Genomic DNA, 13578 nt, shown 5'->3' with positions numbered 1-13578 from the left:
CGCCGACGACAGCGGATGCGGGATAAGGTGGCGGCCGCCGATAGCCGATTCCAGGGGTTCAAGTTGTCCACGACCAAGACCGGGAACGAAACCGTCGATCAGAAGGCTGCCGAGGTTGGCGAAGGCCTGAGCCGGGCTGAGGTCAAGCATGTGAAGGAATCGCGACGTCCGCGCGCGGCCGTTGTTTATGAGATCGTGCGCACGGAGGGGGAGGCGGAGCTGATCCGGCCGTTTTCCGCCCTCTGGTGGTCGGGCGTGGCCGCCGGCATATCGATCGGCTTCTCGTTCCTCACCGAGGCTGCGCTTGCTGCGCATCTTCCCATTTCGGAATGGCGTCCGATCATCGCCAAGCTCGGATACGCGGTGGGCTTTCTCATCGTCATTCTCGGCCGCCAGCAGCTTTTTACCGAGAACGTGTTGACGGCGGTGCTTCCCGTTATCTCGCGACGCAAGCTCGATTGGCTGATTTCTATGATCCGCCTCTGGGGCATCGTGCTGGCAGCCAACGTCGTCGGCTGCTTCGTCTTTGCGTTGGCGATGGCATCGCTGCCCATTGTCGGGAGCGACGTCGGCAAAGAAATGCACGAGATCGTCGTGCATCTGATGGCGAACTCGCCGTGGGAGATGTTTGCAAAGGGTATCGGCGCTGGATGGGTCATCGCCGCACTGGTGTGGATACTCGCCTCCAATGACGATCTGCAGTTTTTCGTCATCGGCCTGCTGACATACCTGATCGCGCTGTTCGGCTTTACGCATATCGTCGCCGGCTCGGCGGAGGCGATCTACGGCGTGCTGACTGGTGCGACGTCGATCACGCAAGCGTTCTTCGGATTCTTTCTTCCGACGCTCGCCGGCAACATCTTCGGTGGCACGATACTCTTCTCGGTGCTGAGCTACGCGCAGGTCCGCGAGGAGATCTCGGCCAGCAGGCGCGCGCGCCGCTGAGCGTCAACTGGCGCGACGCTTGCGGGTTGCAGCCGCTTTCTTGGCTGACGCCGATCGCGCTGCGGCCGGGCGGGCGGCCGATGCCCTGCCTCCGATGCGCCCACCCTTGTGCGCTGCCGGATGGCCGGTGCTCTTGCCGCGGCCCGATCCGCCGCGCTTCTTTCCGCCGCCGTCGTCCTTGTTGACAGTGGCCCAAGCGCGGCGCTCGGCCTCCTTCTTGCCGACGCCACGCTTCTCGTAGCCTTCGGCAATGTGGTCGGCCTTGCGCTCCTGTTTTTCTGTGTACTTGGATTTCTCTCCACGCGGCATGGGATCTCTCCTTCATCGATCGCTGGATGTGCCGGATGCCCCTCTAACCCATTGCGGCCAGTCGAGGTTCCGGGCCCCCCTATCTCTGGCGCATGAGCGGTTCTGCTAGAATGGCTGGCGAATCGAGGTGAGCGATGGCACGCAGATCCGGCAGCGCCGACCTTCCCCTGCACAGCGGGCGCGTGCCCGCTTGGCTCGGGCAGCGCATGACCACGCTTGGCGCCATCATTGCGCAAGCCATCGTCCACCATTATGGGCGCGATGAGTTTTTGCGCCGCCTCTCGCATCCATTCTGGTTCCAGTCGTTCGGCTCCGTCATGGGCATGGACTGGCATTCGTCCGGCATCACGACTAGCGTCATTGGTGCGCTGAAGCGCGGACTGGCGCCGCTCAGCGGCGAGCTTGGCATTCACGTCTGTGGCGGTCGCGGCAAGCATTCGCGCCGGACACCGGACGAACTGATGGCAGTGGGCGAGCGCGTGGGGCTGGATGCAGGCGCGCTGACGCGGGCGAGCCGCCTCGTTGCCAAAGTGGACAGCGCCGCAGTGCAGGACGGGTTCGACCTCTACCTGCACGGCTTCTTCGTGACGGACGATGGCAAGTGGACCGTCGTTCAGCAGGGCATGAACGGCGACGCGCGGCAGGCGCGGCGGTATCACTGGCACTCGGGTGATGTGCAGGACTTCGTCGATGCGCCGCACAGTGCCATCGATGGTCCGCGGCAGGGAGATATCGTCAACCTGACCGACAAGCGCGCGGCGCCGTCACGTGGAGGGCAGCTCAGCCTGTTGGCCGAGCTTGGGCCGGATCGCGTTGTCGATGAGTACGCGGCGCTGGTGAGCGAGCCATCGGCGCAACCGACGCTACCGCATCTCTTCATGCCCGCGCACCACGAGGTGCGCTCGTCGGACGTCTTCATACGCCGCTTGCACGGCACGCTGGCAGCGGCTGCAGAGCGCGGCCCTGTCGATTTCCCCGAGCTGCTGCTGACACCGGGGGTCGGCGCTCGCACCGTGCGCTCTTTGGCGATGGTGGCTGAGGTGGTGCACGGCGCGCCGTACCGATTCGATGATCCTGCGCGTTTCTCGCTGGCTCATGGCGGCAAGGACCGCCATCCCTACCCGGTGCCCATCAAGGTCTACGACGAGACCATTCGCGTGCTGAAATCGGCTGTCGAGAGCGCCCGGCTCGGGCGCGACGAAACGTTGGAGACATTGCGCCGACTGGATGCGCAAGCGCGCCGGCTGGAGGGCAGAGTCGACGGCCCTTCGCTCGATGCCGTGATCGCTGGCGAGCGGACAGCTTCGGCAGATCTCGATGGCCGATCGGTGTTCGGCTGGGAACGGGACGTGGAGGCGCGCACCAAGTCGCGCTCGGCGTGAGCGAGGCGCGCTTCTAACGCGCCGCGTCAATAGCGCGGCTTGGAGTCCGCTGCCTCGCCCGCGACCCAGGTTTCGAGCACGTTGACGCTCTCGGGCTCGAACGCCACGAGATCAGCGCGGAAGGCCGGGGCCAAGCGGCCGAGGATAGTGCCGAGCCCCAAGAACTCCGCCGGCTCGGTCGAAGCGTATTGCAGCGCTGCAGTTAGCGGAATGCCAAGCTGCTGCACCGTGTTGCGCACGCAGCTCGCCATATCGATGGCGGCGCCGGCCAGCGTTCCGTCGGCGCGCGTGCAGCGGCCATCGTGCGTGCCGATCTCCTGGCCGTACAGCTCGAACGTTTGCCGCTTGCCGCCGACAGGCGGCATTGCGTCGGTGACCAGCATCGGGCGCGACTGACCGCGAACAGCGAGCCGCAGCATCGTGGGAGCCACGTGCTCGCCATCGACGATCATGCCGAACCACGTGGCAGGGCTTTCGAGCGCGGCTGCGATCGGACCGGGTGCACGGCTCAGAAGCTGAGGCATAGCGTTGAAGAGATGCGTGAAGCCGGTGAGACCACTGTGCAGCGCAGATCGTGTCTGCTCATAAGTCGCCATGGAGTGACCGAGCGACACGCGCACGCCTGCCTCGGCGAGCGCCTTGATGAACTCGGCTGGCACACGTTCGGGGGCCAGCGTTATCAGCACGGCGCCTTCGCTCCACGATGTCAGAAGCTTGAGGTCGTCGGCGTCCGGCGCACGAAACATCGCCTTGTCGTGTACGCCCGGCTTCTCCGGCGACAGGAACGGGCCCTCGAAATGAATCCCGAGGACGGCGGGGTTCGTCGCTGCTGCTTCGCGCGCGGCGATTAGCGCTGCGGCCATCTTCTCGGGCGTGTCGCTGATCAGAGTCGGCAGCAGAGCTGTCGTTCCGAACCGGCGATGTGCGGCAGCAATCGTGTGAATACCGGCTGCGGTCGGCGTGTCATTGAACAGAATATCGCCGCCGCCATTCACCTGAACATCGATGAAGCCAGGCGCCAGCCACGCATTGCCGGGCAGATGTACTACCGGTATCGATGCCGGAAGGTTAGCCACCGGGCAAACCTCAGCTATGTGTGCGCCTTCGATGACCACAGCGCTGTCGTCGAGGACGGCGACGCCATCGAAGACGTGGCTGGCGGCTACGGCGTGTAAGGCTCTCGCGCTCATAGCGTGTTGGTGACCTTGCTGAGATGGCGGGGGCGATCGACGTCAACATTGAGCGCGCGAGCGAGTTCGACCGCCATGGCGTAGAAACTCTGGATCAGGCAGATCGCATCGGCTTCCGGTTGATCGGGTGTCAGCGCTGGCAGGTTCTTTCCGGCTGGCGCGCCCTGCTCGGTGATGAAGAGATTGGAGCCGAGCGCACGAAGCTCGCCGGCGAGTTGACGCATGCCGGGGGCTGCGGCATCCGTCGGCGTCAGCATCAGGATCGGGTAGCGCCCGGAGACGAGCGAGACCGGCCCGTGCATGAACTCTGCACCGCTGAAGGCTTCGGCGTGGCGGTGACAGGTCTCCTTCAACTTCAGAGCGGCCTCACGCGCGATTGCGAGTGTAGAGCCGCGGCCGATGATGACGAGGCTGGGTGCCTCGGCGAGAGCGGGGACGACGGAGCTCCAATCAAGCGTTGCCGCTTCAGCTAGCCGCTCCGGCAGGCGATCGATGGCCCGCGCCATGTAGTCGTTGCCCGACCAAGCGGCGGTCATACGCGCCAGCGCCGTGGCGGTGGCAATGAATGTCTTGGTGGCGGCGACGCTGAGCTCGGGTCCGGCGCAGATCGGCAGGACGATGTCGCACATGTCGGCCAGCGGCGAAGCTTCGGCGTTGGTCACCGCGACGGTGAGCGCGCCCGATCGGCGCGCGCTGTGCGTCATCGCCAGCAGATCCTCGCTGCGGCCGGACTGCGAGATGGCGAGGAATAGCTGGTCTTTCAGGTGAAGGTCCGAGGCATAGATGCTGGCGATGCTGGGGGCAGCAGGGGCCACGGGCACGCCGATGTATCGCTCGATCAGATGCTTGCCGAACGCTCCCGCGTGAGCAGAGCTGCCGCGCGCGCAAGTAACGACGACGTGCGGCGGGCGGCGTTTCAGGCGGTCGGACAACTCGGCAAGCGGGCGAGCGAGAGCATCGGCCTGGCGCTGTACGGCGGTCGGCGCCTCGCGCAGCTCCTCGGCCATCTTCGACTTCGCGTTAGAAAATTCGAGCACTGTCACCTGTGTCCGGCCACCTGTTGAGAGCGCGCAAACGCCTCCGCCTCGGTTCGCGCCAGCCAAAGTGCGCCGCTCAGGGCATCACCTCGAGGGGCGACGAGCAATGCTTGCGTCTTCTGTGCCAACCACGGCTCGACATGCGCCGCGAGGCCGCCGGCGAGCGAAAGCTGTGGGACACCGAGAGCCGCGAGTCGATCGGCAATGACATCGACATGATGGGCCGCGCCGCGCATCAGTTCGGTGGCGACGCTATCCTCGCGCGCAGCATACTCGATGATGAGCGGTGCCAGAACCGCGAAGTCGCGCGGGCGTGCCTGCCCCATCCAACGCACGATGGCGTGCGGGTCGCCCTCGAAGCGCTCCAATATCTTCTTCGTGAGGTCAGTCCATTGCGCGCGGCCGTCATAAGCCCACAACACGCGGCGGACGGCCTCGCAGCCTAGCCAGGCGCCGCTGCCCTCGTCGGATACAGGGAAGCCCCAGCCGCCGACGCGATAATCGCGTCCGGCAACGATGCCCCATCCCACGCTGCCGGTGCCGACAACAATGATGCCGCCGTTCTTGCCGCCGTGGGCGCCAATGCACGCGGCATGCGCATCCGTGGTCAGGTGGGTGTGGAAGAACGGTAGGTTGTATGTGCGCGCCGCTGCAAGATGGGTCGGCTCACTGGCGCCCGCCAGCGCGAGGCAGGCGACGATATCGGCTTCCTCTAACGAGAGGCCCGCCTGCTCGAGACATTCATCCGTTGCCTGAAGCACAGCGGCGAAGCTTTCCTTGATGCCAAAGCGGATGTTCGCTGGGCCCGCTGTGCCCTCGCCGAGCACATTACCGTTAACGTCGGTCAGCCGCGCACGGCAACCGGTTCCGCCGCCATCGACACCAAGAAGTAACGCCGTTCCGGCCATTGGATGCACGTGCCTCAACATCTACGTTATGACAGTGGCGCCACTATAAGGGTGGCGAATGACACCCGGGGTTCACGCTGTCCGCATGAATACGGAAGAGTTAAGTCCTCGCTACGCCGATATCGACCTGTGGCAACCGGCCGATATCCTTGATGCGATGATCGAAGGCCAGCTTGCCTCGGTCGCAGCCGTGCGTGCGGCCCGCGCGCAAATAGAGCACGCGGCGCTCGCCATCGAAGGTCGCCTGCGCAAGCAGGGGCGTCTCGTCTATGTAGGTGCAGGTACGTCTGGCCGGCTCGCGGTTCAAGACGGGGCGGAGCTGATGCCGACATTCAGCTGGCCTCAAGAACGCCTGCTGTTGCTGCTGGCGGGTGGCGAAGCCGCCATGACGCAGGCGATCGAAGGGGCCGAGGACGACACCGAGCGCGCAGCCGCAACCATCGCAGAGCACGACATCGGTCCCGACGACGTGCTCATTGGCGTGGCAGCGAGTGGATCGACCCCGTTCACCCTCACGTGCTTGCGGGAGGCCAAGCGCCGCGGTGCGCTCACCGTCGGCATTGCCAACAATCCCGGCGCACCGTTGCTGACGGATGCCGAGTATCCGATTTTTCTCGCAACCGGCCCTGAGCCAATTGCCGGCTCTACGCGCATGAACGCAGGTACGGCGCAGCGCATTACGCTCAATCTGCTGTCTACGCTCATCATGATCCGGCTCGGGCGGATCTATCGCGGCATGATGGTTGAAGTGCAGGCGTGCAATGCCAAACTGGCAAAACGGCGCGAGCGCATGGTGGGGCATCTCACGGGCCAGAGCGGAGAGCCCGTGCGCGAAGCACTCGACCTAGCGCGCGGAAGCGTGAAGCTCGCGGTGCTGCTGCTGCAGGGCTACGATCTGGCCGAAGCAGAGGCGGTGCTCGATCGCGTCGACGGACGACTGCGCGCGGCGCTCGATCATCTGGCCAAGATGCGCGCACCGTCGCTTGATGGCACACCATCGCTCGATGATACCGGCGAAAATACAAAGCGCGGATCCTGAGATTAAAGTCCGCAAATCAAACGTTATTCCTCCACACGATAACGCGCTCCAATTGCACACGACCGTTTACCACGGTCAAGTGCGCGTAATTCTTCGCAAAACACTCTGAATTCGCGAAGTATCAAATCGCGCACATCGCGTTCGGACACCATAAACGCGCTTCACCTCTTTTGCTTGAGATTGCTCGGAGCCTGACGATTGATGCGTCGGGCCTGCTTGATCCTGCGGGCATCCGACGGGGCACTGTCGCCTCACGATCGAAGTCCACGACGAGGACGCGATGTCGAGTCCTGAAGGTGGGGTTGGCCGCTCGCGTGCCTTCTCCAGCATCGCGGCGGGAATTGGGGGTGTTCAGATCAACCCGATGATCAGTCGACCAATGCGAGCAACGATCAGCGCTCGTCGCGCCGGACGCTACGCCGCCGCTGCAGGCATTGGCGCGCTCGCCGTTTCGGTGGCGGCCTATTGCGCTTTGCAGATCGCCATGCAGCGCCTTGGCCCACTTCCGACCAAGACGCTTGGGGCGCTGCTGCCCGCGTCTGCGGAACCGGCACCGCCTGACATCGTCGCCACCAAGCTGCCCGCCGATCCGCACAGCGTCGATCCGCGATACCTGCAAATGCTATTCACATTCGAGGATCGCCGCTTCTATTCGCATTTCGGTATCGACCCCGTGGGCGTCATTCGCGCCGTCCGCGATATCGCCAGCAATCAACGCATCGTCACCGGCGGCTCGACACTGACGATGCAAGTGGCACGCCTGATCGACAACCAGTATCGGCGCACGCCTTCTGTGAAGCTGCGGCAAATCGTGCGTGCGATCCAGCTCGAGCAGCGGTTCTCGAAAAACGAAATTCTCAGCATCTATCTCGCGCTTGCGCCGTTCGGGGGACGCACAAAAGGCGTGCGCGCGGCCTCTCTGAAGTATTTCGGCAAGGAACCACGACATCTGTCGATCGCCGAAGCGGCATTGCTCGTTGCTCTGCCGCAAGCTCCAGAAGCACGCCGTCTCGACCGCCACGCCAACGCGGCACGGCGCGCGCGCAACTTCGTTCTCGATACCGTCGCGGCGGCAGGCGTCATCACCGAACGTGAAGCCGAGCTGGCCAAACTTCAACCCCTCACCCCAGAGAGCCCGACGATGCCTCCATCTCCCGTCCCCAAGCCGTCGACCATCAAGGTCGCATCTGCTTCCGCCATTGCCGGGTTGACACTTGGCATCAATCTCTTCACTGGGGTCGCGGCAGCAGCTCCGCTCGAGCCGGAAGCAGCGCAAAGCTTGCCGCAGATGCAGTCTGCGCCCCCCGATACCCATCTTGAATCGCTGCCGCCCGAGACGCAGCTTCAGCCGCAACCAGAAGAGGCGTCGCTTCAATCGGCGGTCAACGAGGAACCGGCCGAAGCCAGCGCGCCGCGCTTCATAGGGACGGGCGAGCAGATCGTGCTCGACGTGCGCAACAAGTTACTCAAGCCGCAGCCCGCAGGGACGCATCAGGACGACCGCGATGCCCTGTGGATGTTCTACGCTTCCCGCGATGAACCCGTTTGGGTCTCCAAAGCCGGATGGAACGCCAAGGCCCAGGCGACAATCGACGAGATCATGCGCGCTGGCGATTGGGGCCTCAATGCGGACGACTTCGAGATACCGTACTTGCCAAGCCCCGCCTACGGGCGGTCGCTATCGCAGGATCAGCTCGCAGACGCGGAAGCGGGTTTGTCACGCGCGGTGCTGAAATACGCGCGCGAAGCGCGTGGCGGGCGCATTGCAGATCCTGCCACGCAGCTAAGCTCCTATCTCGATCGTAAGCCGCAGATCCGAGCGCCCTTCCTCGTCATCGCAGAAATGGCTGCTTCTGATGCGCCTGATGCCTTGCTTCGCAAGCTGCAGCCGCAAAGTGAGCAATTCGCGCGGCTACGCGACGTCTATCTCGCTCAGCGTGATGGTGCCACGACCGCGCCCGTCGAAATTCCGTCGGGATCCAAGCTGCGGCCGGGCGCAAAGGACGCCGACATCGCGCTTATTCGTGAACGGCTCCACGTGCCGGCGAACGGTGTCGAAGATACCGTCTACGACGATGCACTCGTGGATGCCGTGAAAGCATTCCAGGAGAAGCGGGGCATCGAGCCAGCCAATGGAACGATTACCTCGAAGACCCGTCGGGCTATGAACGAAAGGCAGAAGGTCGAACTCAAGACGCTGCTGGCGAACATGGAAGAGTGGCGATGGATGCCCGACAATCTCGGGGAGACGTACGTCTGGGTCAATATTCCCGAGTTCAAGGTGCGTGTGATCAAGGATGGGAAGGTCATCCACACGGAGCGCGTCATCACCGGAGAATTGGATAAACAGACTCCCATCTTCTCGGAAGATCTGAAGACCATCTACTTCAATCCCCGCTGGAACGTTCCCGATAGCATCAAAGTCAACGAGATCGGCCCCGCGCTCGCGCGCGGACGGCGCAGAGACATGGTGGTGATGCGCAATGGCAAGCGCATCAAGCCGGGCAGCGTCAATTGGTACAAGGCGGACATTAGAAACTACGATGTCTACCAGCCATCGGGACCAGGCAATGCATTGGGTGTCGTCAAATTCACGTTCCCCAACAAGCATGCTGTCTATCTGCACGACACGCCGAACAAGGGTCTGTTTTCTTCAAGTGAGCGTGCGTTCAGCCATGGGTGTGTGCGCGTGCGCAATCCGCAAAGGCTAGCAGAAGTGCTGCTTGAAGCCGACAAAGGCTGGACGTCGGCCGATATTGCCAAGCTGATCAAGGTGAAGGGCGAGCCGGAGGAAACGGCCGTCGATCTCAACGAGCACATTCCCGTGCACATCACCTACTTTACGGCGCAGGTCGACGAGAACGGCGACGTAACCACGCAAAAGGACATCTACGGTCACGAGAAGCGCATTACGCAGGCGCTCGACGGCAAGTGGAATGCGATCAACAAGGGTGATGACCACCTCGCCCAGGTCGAACTATCCAAGCGCCTCGACGAATCCGACGAGACGAAGCGGCGCAAGACTGCGCGCCGGTCAGGAGGCGGTGGTGGCAAACGCGTCGTCACACGTAGCCGGGGCGGTGGCGGCGGTGGCTACGGCGGCGGGTCGACTCGCGTCAGCAGCAGTGGGTCCTCGGCGAACGACATATTCCGGCGCAGCTTCGGCAATTAGGCGCCATTGGCACGTGACGGGCTGCCGGAAAAACGCGTCGGCGCCCGTCGCAAGGAACGGCTACGCGAAACTGATCGATAAAAGGTCTGCGATTCATTCGCCAATGATAAAGTCTGTCCACTGCTGACCGTTGATTATGTCGGCTCCCTCGTCATCAGTGGACAAATCGGGGCGACTGAACAGTCAACGAGGACGCGATGTCGACGAGTTCATCAGCAGCACTTTCAACAGCAGCAATGGCCGGTTTGGTGACGCTTTCGGTGCTGTGTTTCACGCATCCTGCAAGTGCCCTGTCGATGCAGGAGTGCAGCGAGAAATACAAGGCGGCCAGCAAGGGCGGCAGCAGCGATATGAGTTGGAACGAGTTCCGCAAGGAAGAATGCGGACCCGGCGCAACCATGGCTCTGAAGAAGGCGAAGGCCGCGAAGAAGGAACAGGCTAAGGCCTCGACAGCACCCAGCATGGAAGAGTGCAGTGCGCGCTATAAGAGCGCCAAGAAGGACGGGACGCTCGGCGGAATGAGCTGGAATGAGTTCCGATCCGCGGGCTGCATTGCAAAGACTGCGGAAGCGCCAAAGACACCGCCTGCCAAGGCGGCGCAGAAAAAGTCTGTCGAGCCGACGAAGATAAGCGAGAAAGAGTGCAGCGCGCGCTATCAGGCGGCCAAGTCCGCGGGCACGCTCGGCGACATGACGTGGAACGCGTTTCGCTCTGCCGGCTGTCCCGCGACGATCGCCAAGAGAAGCGGCAGCATGAGCCCGACGATGGGATCGATCTTTCCGACAGCTGTGTCGCGCAAGTATTCCGGGGAAAGTGCCGGGCGCGCACGTCTACTGACATGCCGGGATCAATACGAGGCAAACAAAGCAGCGGGCATCACAGAGCCGAAATGGACGGAGGAAGGCGGCGGCTATTACAGCGAGTGCAACAGACATTTGAGCCAGCAATAGGACACGGCTCACCTCAACAGGCAAAAGGAGACGATCATGGGAATGCTTGACGATACGCTGAAACAGCTCTCACAAGGCGAAAATGTCTCGCAACCGCTGCTCGTGGTGTTCCAGGAGTTGCTCATGGGCGGGCAACAGGACGGGCAGCAGCCAACCGCTCCGCGCCAACAGCAAGCGGAAGCTGTGCAGCCAAAGGCCAATGCCGCACAACAGGGTGGCGGGGTAGGCGCTGGCGAACTCGGTGGACTCGGCGGCCTTCTGGCTCAGTTGCAGCAGGCAGGACTGGACGATGCCGTCCGCTCATGGATTGGGCGTGGGGAGAACAAGCCGGTTCAGCCGGACGCACTCGGCAAGGCGCTCGGGAAAGAGAACATCGAGCAGATGGCCGACAAGGCCGGCTTCAACGTCAATGATCTGTTGGCGCAGCTATCGAAAGCGCTACCCGGCATCATCGACCAGCTGACGCACGATGGGCGCATCCCCAGCCAGCAGGAAGTCAGGCAGCGGCTCAAAGGTCAGTAGAGATCAACGCAGCGGAGTCTGGGCCGGCGCGGGAAACTGCGCCGGCCTTGGCGTGTCCGGGGCTCCAACGCAGGCAGTAAGGGCGTGTTCTCATGAGACTTTTAAGACGGAGCCTAAAGGGCGGAGTCCGGGAGGCGAGGCACCTGCCTCAGACTATGGTTGCGTTGTCCGCATCCATAGGTTGCAATCCGCAATCTAAGATTGTATCGATTGGAGATATTGTCGATCTTTCTAGCTGCAAGGGTACATGGAAGATCCAGATTTCGCCCGGATCGCCCGGCTACTGAAACGGATTGTCCGAATTTTCGTCCCTCGTGGCTCTCGGCTTGAGCAGCTGCTGCGATCCAGGGTGCTACCGGCCCTGCGTAGCAGCAGACCCGGTAGAGCATTTGAAGGCGGCACATTTTCTGCAACGACTGTGCTCATCACCAATCCACCTCTACCCCGTCGCGACGGGCGGATTGTTCTGCTGTCACTGGCGCATATCGGCGATTTTGTCCTGACACTTCGCGCGATTAGCGCGCTGCGATCATCATTTCCGGATGCCAGCTTCAGCCTAGTGTGCGGATCGTGGAACATAGGCTGGGCGAGAACGCTTGGCTGGTTCGATGAAGTGATACCCTTCAACTTCTTTACCGAGTTGAACCGGAACTGGAACGGTCCTGCGTCCGACGCCCTCTCAAGCTTCGAACAACTGATGCAGGGGAAGAGCTACGACATGGCCATAGACCTTCGCCATGACGCCGACACCAGGCCGCTGCTCTATCGGATCGACGCGGATTTTCGGGCTGGCTTTTATGCTCCCTCCGAACCCGGCATGCCGGGCGTGGATATCATGCTTCCGTCATTCGAGAACATCGACGGCAACGGGAGATCCATACACGCTGAAACACGATTGATGGCGCTCAGCGAAGCAGTTATTGCCGCGTTTTCTTCACGCAGCGAGCACCCAATCCACGGCCTGCTAACCGATTCGACCTCTCGCCACATCTCACCCTACGCAGTGCTCAGCATTGGGGCTGGTGATCCGATAAGACAGTGGCCCATCGATTATTTTCGCGAACTGGCCTCGGGTATCACAGAAGCTTTTGACCTCGACATCGTAATTCTCGGTGGGCGAGCCGAAGAGTCGCTTGCCCGGGAGCTAGCCCAACTTCTCCCGGCAGCGACTACGCACATGGCCATAGGCGTGCCTCTGGAACGACTCCCAGACATCGTGTCTAGGAGTGCCGCTTTCGTCGGTCACGGCTCGGGCACCACGCATCTGGCCGCTGCGCTTGGCGTGCCGACGGTCGCGATCCTCTCTGGCGTATCGCGGATCGATATCTGGCGGCCGGTGGGCCGACACGCTGTCTCCCTCACGGGTCAGACGAAGTGCGCGCCATGCGGATTGCGTCAACCCGAAGATTGTCCATTCGGCGTAGGCTGCATGTCGGCCATCACTCCAGCGCACGTGCTGGAGCAGATTGAGGTGATGCTGCGGACGCAGCCGCGGGTCGCGGTTCAGAACCGCTCAGACGTCCCCCGCCTTCTGGAGTCGTTTGCTCAATAGAATCCATCTTCGCCATGTGCCTGGGTGGCGCCCTTCGACGCTGCATTTGCTGGCAAAGCGCGATCATTCATTAATCAGATCGTCGCAAATTCGAACGGTAAATTTGCTTTTAATACATAGCGTTGGGACAGAGTGACGCGTATGGCGCGTGTCATGTTGCTCTGCAGCGCAACGCAACCTAGCTTCGGATGCATGTGTAGAAGAACGACCAAATCGTTCGGCTTCATGCTGCTGCTCTGGATCGGAGCGTTTCTCCCAATTTCAGAGTATCGGGTGTCCCACCCCGCAGACCTGGGTGGCCTGCTCAGCACTACTCTTGCAGGCGAGCCCGCGGATCATGACGAGATCGCGGAAGCCGACACTGACGATCCGGCATACCGATTCAACGCCTCCAGCGCCGACCTATTGGACTTCACTCTGACGATTGGTCCGGCGGAGCTCGGCGTGCCCATCCCGTATGTCATTGAGCGATTTGGGGCCAGACCGCTCACTTCGCGCAATATGCCGCCGCGACACAGACCACCCATCAACGCAGCCGCTTGAGATCGAGCGGCCGACAAAGCTGCTTTTCG

Annotated in this window: 12 protein-coding genes; 8 read left to right on the top strand and 4 right to left on the bottom strand. The window is 62.4% G+C overall.

The window, feature by feature from the left end:
- Positions 1-63 precede the first annotated feature (63 nt).
- On the top strand, positions 64-945 hold the full coding sequence (locus ACP15D_RS18695) for a formate/nitrite transporter family protein (RefSeq protein ID WP_424958921.1): 882 nt from the start codon (positions 64-66) through the stop codon (positions 943-945).
- A gap of 3 nt (positions 946-948) precedes the next feature.
- Here the strand turns inward: ACP15D_RS18695 and ACP15D_RS18690 are convergent, their stop codons facing one another.
- A complete protein-coding gene (locus tag ACP15D_RS18690; RefSeq protein ID WP_424958920.1) occupies positions 949-1254 on the bottom strand; it encodes a plasmid stabilization protein in 306 nt (101 codons plus the stop codon).
- 134 nt (positions 1255-1388) lie between these two features.
- Between ACP15D_RS18690 and ACP15D_RS18685 the strand changes: the two genes are divergently transcribed.
- Positions 1389-2636, top strand: coding sequence for a DUF763 domain-containing protein (locus ACP15D_RS18685; protein ID WP_424958919.1), 1248 nt, complete (start codon positions 1389-1391; stop codon positions 2634-2636).
- A 26-nt stretch (positions 2637-2662) separates the two neighbouring features.
- Here the strand turns inward: ACP15D_RS18685 and nagA are convergent, their stop codons facing one another.
- The 3 genes from nagA to ACP15D_RS18670 are packed head-to-tail and all read right to left on the bottom strand — an operon-like array spanning position 2663 to position 5771.
- Positions 2663-3826: an N-acetylglucosamine-6-phosphate deacetylase gene (gene nagA / locus ACP15D_RS18680; RefSeq protein ID WP_424958918.1), complete on the bottom strand. Its 1164-nt coding sequence runs from the start codon at positions 3824-3826 to the stop codon at positions 2663-2665.
- Positions 3823-4863 (bottom strand): SIS domain-containing protein, encoded by a 1041-nt coding sequence (locus tag ACP15D_RS18675; protein ID WP_424958917.1) that lies wholly within the window; start codon positions 4861-4863, stop codon positions 3823-3825. The genes nagA and ACP15D_RS18675 overlap by 4 nt, the downstream gene beginning before the upstream one ends.
- 2 nt (positions 4864-4865) lie before the next feature.
- Entirely contained in the window at positions 4866-5771 is a 906-nt protein-coding gene (locus ACP15D_RS18670; protein ID WP_424958916.1) for a BadF/BadG/BcrA/BcrD ATPase family protein, read from the bottom strand.
- 85 nt (positions 5772-5856) lie between these two features.
- On the opposite strand from ACP15D_RS18670, the gene ACP15D_RS18665 reads away from it, so the two are divergent.
- From ACP15D_RS18665 to ACP15D_RS18640, 6 genes are all read left to right on the top strand, one after another.
- Positions 5857-6810, top strand: coding sequence for an N-acetylmuramic acid 6-phosphate etherase (locus tag ACP15D_RS18665; protein ID WP_424959275.1), 954 nt, complete (start codon positions 5857-5859; stop codon positions 6808-6810).
- Positions 6811-7090: 280 nt separating this feature from the next.
- Positions 7091-9982 (top strand): transglycosylase domain-containing protein, encoded by a 2892-nt coding sequence (locus tag ACP15D_RS18660; protein WP_424958915.1) that lies wholly within the window; start codon positions 7091-7093, stop codon positions 9980-9982.
- Positions 9983-10179: 197 nt separating this feature from the next.
- Positions 10180-10932, top strand: a complete 753-nt coding sequence (locus tag ACP15D_RS18655) for an antifreeze protein (protein WP_424958914.1) — start codon at positions 10180-10182, stop codon at positions 10930-10932.
- Between the two features lie 36 nt (positions 10933-10968).
- A complete protein-coding gene (locus ACP15D_RS18650) occupies positions 10969-11454 on the top strand; it encodes a YidB family protein (RefSeq protein WP_424958913.1) in 486 nt (161 codons plus the stop codon).
- A 247-nt stretch (positions 11455-11701) separates the two neighbouring features.
- Complete coding sequence (locus ACP15D_RS18645; protein WP_424958912.1) at positions 11702-13006, top strand: glycosyltransferase family 9 protein; 1305 nt, start codon at positions 11702-11704, stop codon at positions 13004-13006.
- A gap of 192 nt (positions 13007-13198) precedes the next feature.
- Positions 13199-13549, top strand: coding sequence for a hypothetical protein (locus tag ACP15D_RS18640; RefSeq protein WP_424958911.1), 351 nt, complete (start codon positions 13199-13201; stop codon positions 13547-13549).
- The last annotated feature ends 29 nt before the right edge of the window (positions 13550-13578 follow it).

Origin of the sequence: Hyphomicrobium sp. 1Nfss2.1, from assembly GCF_965243865.1 — a bacterium.
In the GTDB taxonomy this organism is placed as follows: Bacteria; Pseudomonadota; Alphaproteobacteria; order Rhizobiales; family Hyphomicrobiaceae; genus Hyphomicrobium_A.
The sequence above is the reverse complement of the archived record's forward strand: the minus strand, read 5'-3'. Positions and strand labels throughout refer to the sequence as shown.

Bases quoted from the DNA above. Each gene is read 5' to 3' on its own strand.
- ACP15D_RS18665 (WP_424959275.1), top strand. From the start codon at position 5,857: ATGAATACGGAAGAGTTAAGTCCTCGCTACGCCGATATCGACCTGTGG.
- ACP15D_RS18645 (WP_424958912.1), top strand. From the start codon at position 11,702: ATGGAAGATCCAGATTTCGCCCGGATCGCCCGGCTACTGAAACGGATT.
- nagA (WP_424958918.1), bottom strand. From the start codon at position 3,826: ATGAGCGCGAGAGCCTTACACGCCGTAGCCGCCAGCCACGTCTTCGAT.
- ACP15D_RS18685 (WP_424958919.1), top strand. From the start codon at position 1,389: ATGGCACGCAGATCCGGCAGCGCCGACCTTCCCCTGCACAGCGGGCGC.
- ACP15D_RS18655 (WP_424958914.1), top strand. From the start codon at position 10,180: ATGTCGACGAGTTCATCAGCAGCACTTTCAACAGCAGCAATGGCCGGT.
- ACP15D_RS18650 (WP_424958913.1), top strand. From the start codon at position 10,969: ATGGGAATGCTTGACGATACGCTGAAACAGCTCTCACAAGGCGAAAAT.
- ACP15D_RS18670 (WP_424958916.1), bottom strand. From the start codon at position 5,771: ATGGCCGGAACGGCGTTACTTCTTGGTGTCGATGGCGGCGGAACCGGT.
- ACP15D_RS18640 (WP_424958911.1), top strand. From the start codon at position 13,199: ATGTGTAGAAGAACGACCAAATCGTTCGGCTTCATGCTGCTGCTCTGG.
- ACP15D_RS18690 (WP_424958920.1), bottom strand. From the start codon at position 1,254: ATGCCGCGTGGAGAGAAATCCAAGTACACAGAAAAACAGGAGCGCAAG.
- ACP15D_RS18660 (WP_424958915.1), top strand. From the start codon at position 7,091: ATGTCGAGTCCTGAAGGTGGGGTTGGCCGCTCGCGTGCCTTCTCCAGC.